11 protein-coding genes are annotated in these 13,649 nt (G+C 72.8%); 4 read left to right on the forward strand and 7 right to left on the reverse strand.

Translation table 11 applies throughout. The features are described 5' to 3' along the window. Positions 1 to 6: 6 nt before the first annotated feature. Positions 7 to 1,485 (reverse strand): hypothetical protein, encoded by a 1,479-nt coding sequence (locus AB0B76_RS09880; protein ID WP_360372318.1) that lies wholly within the window; start codon positions 1,483 to 1,485, stop codon positions 7 to 9. Between the two features lie 32 nt (positions 1,486 to 1,517). Further along, positions 1,518 to 2,717 (reverse strand): MFS transporter, encoded by a 1,200-nt coding sequence (locus tag AB0B76_RS09885; RefSeq protein WP_360372321.1) that lies wholly within the window; start codon positions 2,715 to 2,717, stop codon positions 1,518 to 1,520. A gap of 67 nt (positions 2,718 to 2,784) precedes the next feature. On the opposite strand from AB0B76_RS09885, the gene AB0B76_RS09890 reads away from it, so the two are divergent. Next, positions 2,785 to 3,840: a winged helix-turn-helix domain-containing protein gene (locus AB0B76_RS09890; RefSeq protein WP_360372324.1), complete on the forward strand. Its 1,056-nt coding sequence runs from the start codon at positions 2,785 to 2,787 to the stop codon at positions 3,838 to 3,840. On the opposite strand, the gene AB0B76_RS09895 is transcribed toward AB0B76_RS09890, so the two are convergent. Further along, entirely contained in the window at positions 3,822 to 4,415 is a 594-nt protein-coding gene (locus AB0B76_RS09895) for a TetR/AcrR family transcriptional regulator (RefSeq protein ID WP_360372326.1), read from the reverse strand. The two genes, AB0B76_RS09890 and AB0B76_RS09895, sit on opposite strands and share 19 nt — an antisense overlap. Before the next feature lie 62 nt (positions 4,416 to 4,477). On the opposite strand from AB0B76_RS09895, the gene AB0B76_RS09900 reads away from it, so the two are divergent. Beyond that, the gene (locus AB0B76_RS09900; RefSeq protein WP_360372329.1) at positions 4,478 to 5,749 is read left to right on the forward strand and encodes an MFS transporter; all 1,272 of its coding nucleotides are present in this window, start codon (positions 4,478 to 4,480) and stop codon (positions 5,747 to 5,749) included. Here the strand turns inward: AB0B76_RS09900 and AB0B76_RS09905 are convergent. Together AB0B76_RS09905 and asnB are read right to left on the reverse strand one after the other, a co-directional pair. Beyond that, positions 5,691 to 6,674, reverse strand: coding sequence for a magnesium transporter CorA family protein (locus AB0B76_RS09905; protein WP_360372332.1), 984 nt, complete (start codon positions 6,672 to 6,674; stop codon positions 5,691 to 5,693). The genes AB0B76_RS09900 and AB0B76_RS09905 overlap by 59 nt on opposite strands. A 37-nt stretch (positions 6,675 to 6,711) precedes the next feature. Then, a complete protein-coding gene (gene asnB, locus AB0B76_RS09910) occupies positions 6,712 to 8,589 on the reverse strand; it encodes an asparagine synthase (glutamine-hydrolyzing) (RefSeq protein ID WP_360372335.1) in 1,878 nt (625 codons plus the stop codon). A gap of 104 nt (positions 8,590 to 8,693) precedes the next feature. On the opposite strand from asnB, the gene AB0B76_RS09915 reads away from it, so the two are divergent. Both AB0B76_RS09915 and AB0B76_RS09920 read left to right on the forward strand, forming a co-directional pair. Beyond that, positions 8,694 to 9,389 (forward strand): response regulator transcription factor, encoded by a 696-nt coding sequence (locus AB0B76_RS09915; RefSeq protein WP_360372339.1) that lies wholly within the window; start codon positions 8,694 to 8,696, stop codon positions 9,387 to 9,389. After that, positions 9,386 to 11,023, forward strand: coding sequence for an ATP-binding protein (locus tag AB0B76_RS09920; protein WP_360372342.1), 1,638 nt, complete (start codon positions 9,386 to 9,388; stop codon positions 11,021 to 11,023). Before AB0B76_RS09915 ends, AB0B76_RS09920 begins: the two co-directional genes overlap by 4 nt. On the opposite strand, the gene AB0B76_RS09925 is transcribed toward AB0B76_RS09920, so the two are convergent. Continuing rightward, positions 10,998 to 12,902, reverse strand: coding sequence for a KUP/HAK/KT family potassium transporter (locus AB0B76_RS09925; protein ID WP_360372345.1), 1,905 nt, complete (start codon positions 12,900 to 12,902; stop codon positions 10,998 to 11,000). The genes AB0B76_RS09920 and AB0B76_RS09925 overlap by 26 nt on opposite strands. Before the next feature lie 58 nt (positions 12,903 to 12,960). Beyond that, positions 12,961 to 13,629 carry an alpha/beta fold hydrolase gene (locus AB0B76_RS09930; RefSeq protein ID WP_360372348.1) on the reverse strand — a complete coding sequence of 223 codons (669 nt, stop codon included), beginning with the start codon at positions 13,627 to 13,629 and terminating at the stop codon, positions 12,961 to 12,963. Positions 13,630 to 13,649: the final 20 nt, after the last annotated feature.

A 13,649-nucleotide genomic window follows, 5' to 3' on the forward strand; every position in this document is an offset into this window, starting at 1 on the left:
GATCGGTTAGGAGGGCTGTGGTACGGTTTTTGAAGACGGAACGGCCCGACCGACCTGGCCGCGTTTGTAGTGGTTGGCGACCGCGTGGAACGCCGCTTTCTTGACGTTGCTGGCGTTGTTGCCCTTGGGTCGGGTCGCGTGGTCGAGTTTAGCGGTCGCGTGCGTCTCGGCGTCGGCGCTGGTGGGGCTTGCGCGTTGGATCGTGGCGTGGACGTCGGCTTCGGCGTTGGCTGGGGTGTGGATCTCGCCTGCGGTCGTCGCGTTGCCCTCGGTCGTCGCGTTGGCTTCGGCCGCCGGGTCGCCCTCGGTCGTCGCGTTGGTTACGGTTGTTGTGTTGCCTTCGGCCGCCGGGTCGCCCTCAGCCGCCGGGTCACCTTCGGTCGTTGTGTTGGCTACGGTTGTTGTGTTGGCTACGGTTGTTGTGTTGGCTACGGTTGTTGTGTTGGCTTCGGGTGTCGGGTTGCTCTCGGTCGTTGTGTTGCTCTCGCCCTCGCTTCGGCCGTCGCCGTCGCCGTCGCCCGCGCCCTCGGTTCGCGTTCGCGTTCGCGTTCGCGTTCGCACAAGGCTGAAGCCGCTCATGTCGAGGTCGTAGCGAGGGTCCGGGCTGTATGGCAGCATCGGCTCGGCGTACTGGCACACGAACGCGCCCTCGACCCCGGCGCGCTCGAAGATCTCGAGGTCCTCCGCGATGCGCCGAGCCTGCAGCGCCTCGTCGCGCACGTGATGCCCCCGGACCAGCCGCGGCCGGACGAAACGCCCGAGCGCGGGGAGTCGGTGCAGCGCGACCGAGGGCCAGTTGATCAGGCCGATGCTGAGCAGGTTGGGGTCGCGGTCGGCGCCCTCGTACGCGCGCATGCCGAACTCCGTGATCACGACCGGCTTGCCGTGGCGGAACTGGCGCTGCAGGACGCGCTCGAAGTGCGGCTCCGAGGTGACGTAGCGGTAATGATCGACACCCACGAAGTCGAACAGGGACCAGTCGACGCGTTCGAACGGCAGGGACGCGTACGTCAAGGGGCCGCCGAAATTCGCGCGTGCTACCCGTGCCGCCGCGGCCAGGAAGTCGGCCAAGGGCTCCGTGTGGCGGCCGGATCGGATTGCCGGCGCCGGGTTCTTCGTGCGTGCGGCGAACGTTCGGCCCGGCAGAATGCCGCGCAGGAAGAACGTCGCTTCCGTCGCGACGCTCAAAATAACGTGATTTTTCCGGACTTGTCGTAATTGCTCGGCGACCTCCGCGGCCGCCGACAAGTATGTCAGTGTGCGCGCCGGAGGCTGGTTCCACAGCTCCGGGGACAGCCATACCTCCAGGCCCAGCGCCAAGGCATCCTCCGCCGCGGCGGTCAAGCGGTCCAGGTCGCGGCCGCACAGCTTGACGGCGTTGCAATGCAGCTCGTCGCGTATCACCTTCAGGTCGCGGCGGGTCTCCTCGCGGTCGAAGACCGGGCGCCAGTTGAAGCCGAGCACGCGGCCGGTGTCGTAGAGCACCCCTCGTCGATTCATGCGGCAACCGTGCGCTCTCACCCCACGTGAAGGTCAACCAGCGCGGGCGCGGAGGGCGTCGGCTGGGTGCGGTACGACCGGGCCAGCAGTACCGACACCACGATCGAACCCAATGCCATCACCGCCATCGCCCGCCCCGCCGGCATCACCTGCGCCACCGCGCCGGCCAGCGTCGCGCCCACCGCCTGCATCGTGAACATGCCCGAGCTGTGCAACCCCAGCGAATGCCCGCGCAACGCCGGCGGGGTGAGCTCCACCAGGCGGTCCTGGAGCAGCAGACTCCCGCAGTACCCGACCGACGCCACCGCCACCAGCACCACCGCCGGCCACAGCGGCAGGACGAAGACGAAGGCCAGGTACGGCACCGCCAGCAGCAGCTGCACCGGCGTCGTAAAGCGCCGCCGCAGGCGTGCCGGCAGGAAGCGGCCCGCGAACACGTCGCCCGCGAGCATGCCCAGGGCTCCGGCGACGAACAGGGCGCCGGCGGCGCGGGGGGAGTACGGCACGAACAGCGCCTCGCAGCCGACGATCAGGCCGTTCGGCACCCACAGTCCAATGTAGACGGCGCGGCGCGCGGGCGAGGACAGCAGCTCGCGGTTGCCCCGCCAGGTGGCGCGCACCGACGCGCGGCCGGTCGCGCGCGGGGCGCGCGGGGACAGGCCCAGGCGCGCGACCGCTGCCGCCAGCAGGTTCAGGGCCGCGCCGATGAGCAGGACCGCCGACGGGTTCGCGGCGGCCAGGAGTACGCCGCCGGCCGCGAACCCGGCGATCTGCATGCCGCCGACGGACATGTTGAGCAGGGAGCGGCCCAGGAGGTACCCGTCGGGGGGAACGATTTCGGAGAGCAGCCCGAAGCGGACCCCGCCGCCGATGGAGGCGACCAGGCCCTGGGCCAGCACCACGGCGAGGACGGCGCCGACGGGCAGGCCGGGCAGCGCGAGCAGGGCGGTGGTGAGCGCGGTGAACGCGGCCAGGCCGGCCAGGGCGGCGCGGGGCGGGAGCCGGTCGGCCGCGGACAGCAGCGTCGCCGCGCCGATGACCTGCGCGAACGAGGCACCGAACATGCTCAGCGCGGACAGCAGGGGCGAGCCGGTGCGGCCGTAGACGAGCGTCGCCAGCGCGATCCCGCTCAACGTCTGGGCGCCGACCTGCGCGGACACGGTGGCGAAGAGGGCCCGGAACTCGGCGGCGGCGAACAGCTCGCGGTACGTGCGCATGAACCGCAGCCTGCGGGTCGCCCGAGCGGAAACGTTAGAGTTTCGGTTGAACGCGAAAGGTGGACCCATGGGGCTCTGGCGGATCGACGCCGACGTGCTGGTCACCAGCCGGTTCGTGGTGTCGCCCCTGGCCGAGACCGTCGGCTGCCTCGCCGCCCTCAACGGCCAGCACCGCGTCTCGCCCGCCCAGCGCGACTGGCTGACCGAGGCCCTGCCCGTCTTCCGCGCCCGCTGGGCCGCCGACGACTTCGCGCTGCCGTTCCTGCGCGACGCGATCCGCCCCGGCTGGCTCGCCGACTTCCTGGTCAAGCCGCCGCAGACGGACGCGCCGACGTTCGCCGAGGAGCTCGCCCGCGTCGCCGACACCACCGACGAGCAGGCCCGCCGCGACATCGTCGGGACCACCGCCGACGAGCAGGCCCGCCGCGACATCGTCGGGACCACCGCCGACGAGCAGGCCCGCCCCGACGTCCTCGTCACCACGGACCGCGCCCTGGCCCCGGTGCTGCGCGGCGGCGGCCTGGTCGAGCGGGCGGTGGAGCTGCTGGACTGGGTGTGGCGGCACACGGTACGCCCCGGCTGGCCCCGCCGCCGCCGCGTCTTCGAGGCCGACATCGTGGCCCGCACCGACCGGCTCAGCACGGGCGGCTGGGCCGCGGTCCTCGACGGCATGCGCCCCGGGATGCGCTGGCTCGGCGACGGCCGGCTGCAGATCAACACCTACGACTACCCGCCCCGCGACGTCACCGGCAGCCGGCTCCTGTTCGTCCCGACCACGGTCCACCGCGGCTGGGTGAGCTGGGAAGAACCGGGCGACGTGCACGCGATCATCTATCCGTGCACGGGCTGGCTGGCTCAAGATCCGGCAGCGGTACCCGCTGAAGCCCTCGCCCGCCTCATCGGCCCCGCCCGCGCACGCATCCTCACCCTCCTGGCCGCCCCGAAGAGCACGACGCAGCTCGTGGCCCTGACGGGCCAGCCGCTGGGCTCGGTCGGCGGCCACCTGCGGGTCCTGCGCGAGGCGGGCCTCGCCGCCCGCCGCCGCGCCGGCCGGTCGGTGCTCTACTACCGCGCCCCGCTCGGCGACGCCCTGTGCGCGGGCGTTCAGCCGGCGGACATGTAGCGCCGCAGCAGCACCTTCAGCTCCGCGAGCACCCACGGGTCGCCGCCGGGGTCGGTGCGGAAGGCCTGGTTCAGCATGAACTCGGTGAGGCGCACGACCAGCAGCAGCCGCCGGCCGAGCGCGCCGTCGTCGGGCACGCCGTAGTGCCCGGTGAGGACGGCGCGCAGCCGCCCGGCGAGCTGCTCGTCGTTCTGCGCGCCGGCGCCGGGGGCCATGCGCAGGGCCTGGCTGCCGAGGGAGACCTGGCGGTAGCCGGGCTCGGCGCGGAAGAACTCGGCGAACGCCTCGACGATCCGGTCGACGAGCGTGCCGATGGTCGGGGGCGGCGCGGCGAGCTGAGCGTCCATCAGCTCCAGGACCTTGTCCAGCCACGTCGCGGAGAGCGCGGAGAAGATCGCGTCCTTGTCGGGGAAGAAGCGGTACAGCGACCCGACCGAGACCTCCGCGCGGTCCGCGATCTGCCGGGTGCCGATCTCGTCGTACGGGACCTCCTGCAGCAGGGCGGCGGCCGCGGCCAGCACGCGGTCCCGCTTGTCGCGGCTGCGCTGCTGCTGGGGCTCGGTCCGCGTCTGCATGGCGCAGTCGATTGTCGCACGGCTCTTGACACCATCGCGGAATCTGAACCAGACTCCAGTTCATGTTTGCGAATCGCGGGTTCGTGCTGCTCTGGCTCGCGTCCGTCACGTCCGCGCTCGGCAACGGCATGCGCTGGGCCGCGCTGCCGCTGCTGGCCGCCGGGCAGTCCGGCGACCCGTGGGTGATCTCGCTGATCACGGCGGCCGAGCAGCTGCCCTGGCTGCTGTTCGGCCTGTTCGCCGGGGTGCTCGCGGACCGCTTCGACCGGCGCCGCCTGGCTCGGTGGAGCGACCTGGCGCGGGCGGCGGTCATGGCGGCGTTCGCGGCCGCGGTCGCCTGCGGGTACGCCCCGATCGCCCTGATCGCCGTGCTGGGCTTCGTCCTGACCTGCGGCGACACGGTGGCCGGGCCCGCCCTGGCCGGGCTGCTCCCCGCGGTGGTACCGCCGTCCGACCGCCCGGCCGCGAACGGCCGCCTGCTGGCGGGCGTCCAGATCACCGACACCATGCTCGGGGCCACCGCGGGCGCGGCGCTGATGGCCGTGGCGGCGGTGGCCCCGTTCGCGATCGACGCGGCGACGTTCCTGGCCTCGGCCGTCTTCCTGACCCTGCTGCGGGCCCCGTGGACTGGGTCGAACACGGCCGCGCGCCCGGGCCCGCCCCCGGTGCCGGCGGCGGGCCGCGGCCGCATCCGGGCCGAGCTCACCGGCGGGCTGCGGCTGATGTGGGCCAACCCGGCGCTGCGCGGGCTGGGTCTGCTGCAGGCGGTGATCAGCGTCGCGTACGCGGCGGTCCTGGCCGTCCTCGTCCTCTTCGCCACCCGAGCGCTCGGGCTGGGCCCGGCCGGGTTCGGGCTGCTGCTCGCGGTGTTCGCGGTCGGCGGCGTGGCCGGGGGCGTCGGGGCGGGCCGGCTCGCGCGCCGGGTGGGGATGCGGCGCGGCCTGATCGCCGCGGTCGCCGGCTCGGGCCTGTGCGTCGCGGCGCTCGGCGCCGTGCACGGCGCGCCCGCGGCCGTCGTCGTGGCCGGACTGCTCGGCGCGACGTCGACGCTGGGCGACGCCCTCGCCGCGACGATGCGCCAGGCGCTCGTCCCGGACGCGTACCTCGGCCGCGTCACGAGCGCGTTCCGCATCGTCGGGCTCGGGGCGGCCCCGGCCGGCGCGCTCGCCGCGGGGGCGCTGGCCCACGCCTACGGGCTGCGCGCCCCGTTCCTCGCCGGCGCGGTCCTGCTCGCCGCCGGCCTCGCGGGGTGCGCGCCGTTGCTGCGCGCGCCGCTCACCACCAGCCCTGGCGCTTGGCCCACCCCAGCAGCGTCGCCGACATCACGGCCATGAGCAGCAGCACCGCGACCAGGTGGTGCACCTGGGTGTGGTCGCTGACGATGAGGTTCATCCCGTACACCGACGACAGTGCCGTGATGGGCAGCGTGATCGCGGCGATCACGGCGAGGCGCTCGGCCGCGATCGTCATCTTCGTGTCGGTGCGGGCCTTGTAGAACTCGATGACGCCCTGGAGGTACTCCCGCTCGCCGTCGGCCACGCTGCGGACCCGGTCGAACTGGTCGACCACGTCGGTCACCAGGTGCAGGGCCTCCGCCGGCACGGCGCGCGGCAGGGTCGCCAGGCGGCCGTAGATGGCCCCGCCCAGCGTCGCCATCGTGCGGACCGCGAGCAGGCCGTGGCGGGCCTGGAACAGCTCCTCCAGGAACTGCTCGGGGTTGCCGAGGTGCCCGGCCGTGACCCGCTGCTCGAGCCGCCAGACCTCGGCGGTGACGTCCTCGACCATCGTCTCCTGTAGCCGCGTGATGGCCGAGACGACCGCGTAGGACAGCTCGAACGCCGAGGCGGGCGCGAACCGGCCGGACTCGATGCGCCGCAGCACGTCGCGGGTCTGGCGCAGCGGCACGTCCGGCGGCACCGCGGGGTTGACGGGACCGTGGACGGTCACGAGGTACCGCGGCCCGATGAACTGATCGAGCTCGACGTAGTGCACGTGCCCGCGCGCGCCGAAGTGCGGTGCGTGCAGGATCACGAAGACGTGCCCGGCGTAGGGATGGATCTTCGGGACCCGGTTGCGCACCGCCGCGTCACGCAGCGCGAGCGGATGGAACCCGAACGCGTCGCGCAGCACGTGCGCGGCCGCCGGGTCGCACGTGGCGATGTCGACCCAGACGATGCCGTCCTCGCGGGCCAGCAGCGCCGGCAGCTCGTCCTCGGTGTGCGTGCTGACCCCGCCGGGCAGGATCAACCGGACGTCCATGCGGCGAGCATGCCAGCCCGCACCCGGGCCCGCCAGATCACGGAAGTGAACTCACGGGGCGGCGGGCGGCGGGCGGCAGGGTCGCGGTCGAGGGCTGCTGGGTGTACCAGAGGCAGAACATCAGGACCGTCCAGATCTTGCGGGAATGGTCGACCCCGCCGCGGCGGTGGGCGCTCAGCAGGCGCTGCACGTGGGCCAGGTCGATGAGGTGGTCCACGTCCGCCGTCGCGAGGATCTCGGCCGCCCACTCGCCCACGCGGCCGCGCAGCCACACGCGGGTCGGGGTCGGGAAGCCGAGCTTGCGCCGGGTCACCACCGCGTCGGGGACCAGGCCGCGCACCGCCTCGCGCAGGGCGTGCTTCGTCGCGTGCGGGCTGAGCTTGAGCTCGGGCGGCAGGGCGGCCGCCGCGGCGTACACGGCCCGGTCCAGGAACGGCACGCGCAGCTCCAGGGAGTGGGCCATCGACATGCGGTCGGCCTTGGTGAGGATGTCGCCGGGCAGCCAGGTGTGCAGGTCGACGTACTGCATCGCGCTCACGTCGTCCAGGCCCGCGGCCGCGTGGTACAGCGGGGCGGTGACCGACGTGTGCGGGTCGGCCGGGCCGCGCATGAGGCGGGCCTTCTCCACGGGGCCGAAGATGCGGGCGTTGCCGTAGTAACGCTCGCCGATCGGGGTCGTCGCGCGCTCGAGGAAGCTCTTGCCACGCACGCCCGCGGGCATCACGTCGGCGACCGCGCGCAGGCCGCGGCGCACCGGGTCGGGCAGGCCCGCCACGCGGGCGAGGGCGGCCGGCTCGCGGTAGATCTCGTAGCCGGCGAAGAGCTCGTCGGCGCCCTCGCCGGACAGGACCACGGTGACGTCGCGGGCGGCGGTGCGGCACAGGAAGTACAGCGGCACCACCGCCGGGTCGGCGACCGGGTCGTCGAGGTGCCACACGATGCGGGGCAGCGCCTCGATGACGTCGTCGTCGCGCACGAGGGTCGCGGTCAGCTGTACGTCGAGCGCGGCGGCGGTCTCGGCGGCCGCCTCGATCTCGCTGTATCGCGCGTCGTCGAACCCGGCCGTGTACGCGCGCAGGTTCGGCTGCCGTTCCCGGGCGAGGGCGACGATGGCGCTGGAGTCGACGCCGCTGGACAGGAAGGCGCCCAGCGGGACCTCCGACTGCAGGTGTGCGTGCACGCTGTCGCGCAGGGCGTCGCGGATGGCCGCGACCGCCTCGGCGGCCGGGCGCCGCACGGGGCGCAGCGCGTGGTCGAAGTACCGCCGGATCTGCGGCTCCTCGCCGGGCCGGCAGGTGAGCGTGTGCCCCGCGGGGAGCCTGTGCACGGCGGGGTGCAGGGTCGCGGGCTCGGGCACGTACTGCAGCGTCAGGTAGTGCGACAGCGCCGCCGTGCCGATGCGCTGCGCCCCGCCCGCGAAGGGCAGCAGCGCCTTCTTCTCGCTGGCCAGGTACAGCCCGTCGGGGGTGCGCAGGTGGTACAGCGGCTTGATCCCGAACGGGTCGCGGATCGCGTGCAGCGTCCGGGTCTGCGCGTCCCACAGCACCGCCGCGAACATGCCCCGCAGGCGCCGGACCGCCGACGGGCCCCAGTGGTGGAACGCCGCGGCGAGGACCTCCGCCTCCCCCTCGGTGGCGAAGGTCGCGCCGTGCCGGGCGATCAGGGCCGCCCGCAGCTCGCGGTAGTTGTAGAGCTCGCCGTTGAAGACGACGGTCCACCGCCCGGCGTACTGCAGGGGCTGGTGGCTGTGCGCCCGGTCGACGATGGCCAGGCGGGTGAAGCCGAACACGACACCGTCGGCGGTGCTCATCGCCGTCTCGTCCGGGCCGCGGTGGCGCAGCCGGTCGAGCGCGGCGGCGAGGGCGGACCGTTCGGCGGTACCGTCGCAGCTGAGGAACACCAGGAGTCCACACATGCCGGCGACGGTAGGAACCGGGTCGTTGGGAACCGATGAAGAACCCGTTGCCGGATCGAAACCCGAACCCGATTTCGCAGGTTCCTCACATTCGCCGGGTCACAATGGCCGGGATGAGCGCACGAATCCTGGTCGCGGACGACGACCCGAAGCAGGCCGAGCTGATCCGGCTGTACCTCGAACGCGACGGCCACAGCGTGCTCACGGTGCACAACGGCCGGGCGGCGCTGGAGCAGTGCCGCTCCCGCAAGCCCGACCTGCTGGTCCTCGACGTGATGATGCCCCAGGTCGACGGGCTCGACGTGTGCCGGATCATGCGGGCCGAGTCCAGCGTGGCGATCCTGCTCGTCACCGCCCGCTCCACCGAGGACGACCTGCTGCTCGGCCTCGACCTCGGCGCCGACGACTACATGACCAAGCCGGTAAGCCCGCGCGAGCTCGCCGCCCGGGTCCGGGCCCTGCTGCGCCGCTCCGGCATCGGCAGCCCCGGCCACCAGCGGGTGTTCGCGGTCGGCGACCTGGTCGTGGACGCCGGCCGCTTCGAGGTGCGCGTGGCCGGGGAGACGGTCGTGCTCACCGCGAAGGAGTTCGGCATCCTGGAGCTGCTGGCGGCCGAGCCGGGCCGCGTGTTCACCCGCGGCGAGATCATCAACCGGGTGTTCGGCTTCGAGCGCGACGTGTCGGAGCGCACGGTCGACGCGCACGTGGTCAACCTGCGCCGCAAGCTGGAGGACGAGCCGGTGACGCCGAGGTACGTCCAGACGGTGTACGGCCGCGGCTACCGCCTGGCCGAGCAGTGAGTTTCCGCCTTCGCGTCTTCCTGCTCACCCTGTTCGTGGCCGTGGTCGCGACCGGGGCGACGGCCTGGATCAGCCTGCGGCTCACGACCCAGCAGATCGATCGGTCCCAGCAGCAGGCGACCCGCCACATCGCCGACATCGCCGAGACCGTGCGCAGCTACGGCCGCCGGCACGGCACCTGGGCCGGGGTGGCCGCGCGGGTCGGGCAGCTCTCCGCCGACAACAAGCAGCGCATCCGCCTGGTCAACCTCTACGGGCAGGTCACCGTCGACAGCGACACCCTCGCCAAGCGGACCGCCCGCCCGGTGGTCAGCCCGCCGACGCTGATCAATCCCCGCCCGTCGCTGACGCTGGCCGCCGGGGCCAACGTCAAGACCGATTACGGTGTACTCGACGAGCTCGCGCAGTACCGCCGGGCCGTCGTCTACGCCCGCTGCCTCACCGAGGACGGGGGCGAGCCGCCGACGGTGACCCCGGACGCGTACGGCATCCCGCTGCCGTCCGGGGGGACGCCCAAGGACGGCAGTCCCTGCTCGACCCAGGCCGCCGACGCCCAGGAGGTGGCGGCCGCCGACGACCAGACCGCGGTCACCGGCTGCCGGGCCGCCGCCGACCACAGCGCCTGCCTGGTGCAGGCCTTCGGCAACCAGGCCGAGACGTTCGCCCCCGAACCGCTGCAGCTGTACCTCGGAGCCGTCGACGACGACCCGCTGAGCGTGCTGGCCCGGCCCACCATGGCCGCCATCGGCGCCGTGCTGGTGCTCTCGGTGATCGGCACGGCGTTCGTGGCCCGGCACATGAGCCGTCCCCTGCGCTCGCTGACCGCCGCGTCGCGCCGCCTCGCCGACGGCCACCTCGACACCCGCGTGAAGAGCACCGGCCGGGACGAGGTCGGCGAGCTCTCGCGCTCGTTCAACCGGATGGCCGAGGCGCTCGAGGGCGCGGAGCTCGCCCAGCGGCGCCTGCTGGCCGGCGTCGCCCACGAGCTGCGCACGCCGATGTCGAACGTGCTCGGGTACCTGGAGGCGCTGCAGGACGGCGTGGTGCCCGCGTCGCGCGAGCTGTTCGGGTCGCTGCACGAGGAGGTGCTGCTGCAGCGGCGCATCCTCGACGACCTGCAGGACCTGACGCTGGCCGAGGCGGGCCACCTCGCGTACCGCCGCACCGACTTCGACCTGGCCGAGCTGGTCGAGGTCAGCCGGGTCGCGCACCTGGCCGTCGCCGAGCACGGCCGCGTCCGGCTAACCGCCGAGGCGGCCGGCCCGCTGCCCGTCCACGGCGACCAGGACCGGCTGCGCCAGGTGCTGGGCAACCTGGTGACGAACGCGCTGCGGTACACCGACCCGGGCGGCGCGGTCGTCCTGCGCGCCTTCCCGCTGCCGGGCCACGCCGTCGTCGAGGTGCGCGACACGGGCTGCGGCATCGCCCCGGAGGACCTGCCGTTCGTGTTCCAGCGGTTCTGGCGCGCCGACCCGGCCCGTGACCGCGAGACCGGCGGCAGCGGCCTGGGCCTGACCATCGCGCGCCAGATCGTGCTCGACCACGACGGCACCATCGACGTGACAAGCACCGAGGGGGAGGGCAGCGTTTTCCGCGTGACGTTCCCCCTTACACGTCGATATGCGAGCCCATGATGACGGTGCGGTCGCGGGGCAGGCCGAAGTGCTCGGCCGCGTCGGAGGTGATGTACGAGGTGGCGATGAACAGCCGCTTGCGCCAGGCCGCCATGGTCGGGGCGTCGCCGCGGCGCAGCTCGATCTTCGACAGGAAGTACGACGCCCGCCCCAGCTCCAGCTCGCCCTCGGTGCGGGCCGGGTCGAGCAGGCGCAGCGCGGCCGGCAGGTTCTGGGTGTCCATGTAGCCGAAGCGGACGGTCACATGGATGATGCCGTCGTCGGCGTACCCGAGCTCGTCGACCGAGATGCGCTCCTCGTCCGGCACCCGGGGCACGGGCTGCGTCTCGATCGACAGGATCAGCACGTGCACGTGGCGGACGTGGTTGTGCTCGACGTTGGCCCGCATCGCCAGCGGTGCCGCCTCCTTGCCGCGGTTGAGGAACACCGACGTGCCGGGCACGAGCCGGGTCAGCGACGGGTCGGTGCGCAGCTGGTCGACGAACTCCCGCAGCGAGCCCTCCTCGCGCCGGCGGGCCTCGGTGACGATGGCCCGGCCCTTCTGCCAGGTCGTCATCACGGTCCACGAGGTCAGCGCGATGGTCAGCGGCAGCCAGGCGCCGTGGATGAGCTTGGTCAGGTTCGCCGCCACGAACAGCAGGTCGACGGCGAGCAGGATGGCGGCCCCGGAGTACAGCAGCCAGCGGGGGGTTCGGAAGATCTTGCTCGCGACGTAGAAGAACATCAGCGTGGTGATCGTGATGGTGCCGGTCACCGCCATGCCGAACGCGTAGGCCAGGGCGGCGGAGCTGCGGAACGCGAGCACCAGGGTCAGCACCGACACCATGAGCAGCCAGTTGATCCACGGTACGTAGATCTGCCCGATCTGCTCGGCCGAGGTGTGCGCGACCCGCAGCCGCGGCAGGTAGCCCAGCTGCGCGGCCTGGGACGCGACCGAGTACGCGCCGGTGATGACGGCCTGCGAGGCGATGACCGTGGCCGCGGTGGCCAGCAGCACCAGCGGCAGCCGCAGCCACGACGGCACCAGCAGGAAGAACGGGCCGGCGACGTTGGCCGGGTCGTCCAGGATCAGCGCGCCCTGGCCGAAGTAGCTCAGCGTGCAGGCGGGCAGGACCAGCCACAGCCAGCCGAACGCGATCGCGCGGCGGCCGAAGTGGCCCATGTCGGCGTACAGCGCCTCGGCCCCGGTCACCGACAGCACGATCGCGGCCAGGGAGAAGAACGCGACGCCGAAGTGCCCGGCCAGGAACCCGGCCGCGTAGGTGGGCGAGAGCGCCTTGAGGATCGCGGGGTGCCGCGTGATGCCGGCGATGCCGAACCCGCCGATGGTCAGGAACCAGGCGATCATGATCGGGCCGAAGATCTTGCCGACGGCCGCGGTGCCGCGCCGCTGCACCAGGAACAGCACCACGATGATGACCGCGGTGATGGGTACCACCAGCTCACCCAGCGACGGCTGGACGAGCTTGAGGCCCTCGACCGCGCTCAGCACGGAGATGGCCGGGGTGATCATGCTGTCGCCGAAGAACAGGGAGGCACCGAAGATGCCCAGGCCGGCCAGCAGCAGCGCGGTCTTGCGCCCCTGCCCGCCGGCCCGGCGGCGCAGCAGCGTGATGAGGGCCATGATGCCGCCCTCGCCGTCGTTGTCGGCGCGCATCGCGAGCAGGATGTACGTCACCGTCACGATGATCATCACGGACCAGAAGACCGTGGACACGACGCCGTAGACGAGCTCGTCGCGCACCGGCACCGGGTGCGGGTCATCGGGGTTGAACACCGTCTGCAGGGTGTAGATGGGGCTCGTGCCGATGTCGCCGAAGACGACGCCGAGCGCGCCGACGACGACGCCGACGTTCAACCCCTGCTGCCGTGCGCTCACGACGAAACCCCCCTCGAGACCCGTCCAGTATCGGGCCCGAGGGGGGTTTCGGGGGGTTTTAGCTCGATACGAACGAGCGCACCTGGGACAGGACGACGGTGTCGGTGAGGTACGTGAGGTGGTTCTCGCAGGGCACGTACGTGTTCGTCGCCCCGCTCAGCGCCGTGCTCGTGTACGGGATGATGACGCCGTCGCAGGGGGAGTACCAGGTGCGGTAGACCGTGCCGCCGGGCGTCTCGTCGCCGGCGCTCAGCGTCAGGATGAACGCCGAGCCCGGGTACATCTGCTGGCAGGTCACGAACACCAGGCACGCGCCCGCGGACGTGGTGCCGTGGTTCGCGCCGGCCAGCGAGGCGAGGTGGGCCACGCTTGACGCGCCGCCGAGCTGCTTGAGGTACCAGAGGCTGACCAGCCCGCCCATCGAGTGGTTGACGATGTCGACCTGCGACCAGCCGGTGCGCGCCTTGACCTGGCTGACGAAGGCGGCCAGGCCCTGGGCGTTGGTGATGTTGCTGCCGTACGAGTTGTACTCGTAGGCGAAGAGCTCGCTGCTGCTGTACCCGGCCGAGCGGAACAGCGACTCGGCGGTGACCCAGTTCGAGGCGCTGCCGGTGTAGCCGTGCACGAAGACGACCGGGCGGTGCGCGGTGGCGGCGTGCGCGCCGGTCGCGGGCACGGCGAACACGGCGGCCGCGCACGCCAGCAGGAGCACGAGGATCCGACGCATGGGACCTCCAGGGGTGGGGG

This window comes from Dactylosporangium sp. NPDC049140, from assembly GCF_040648435.1.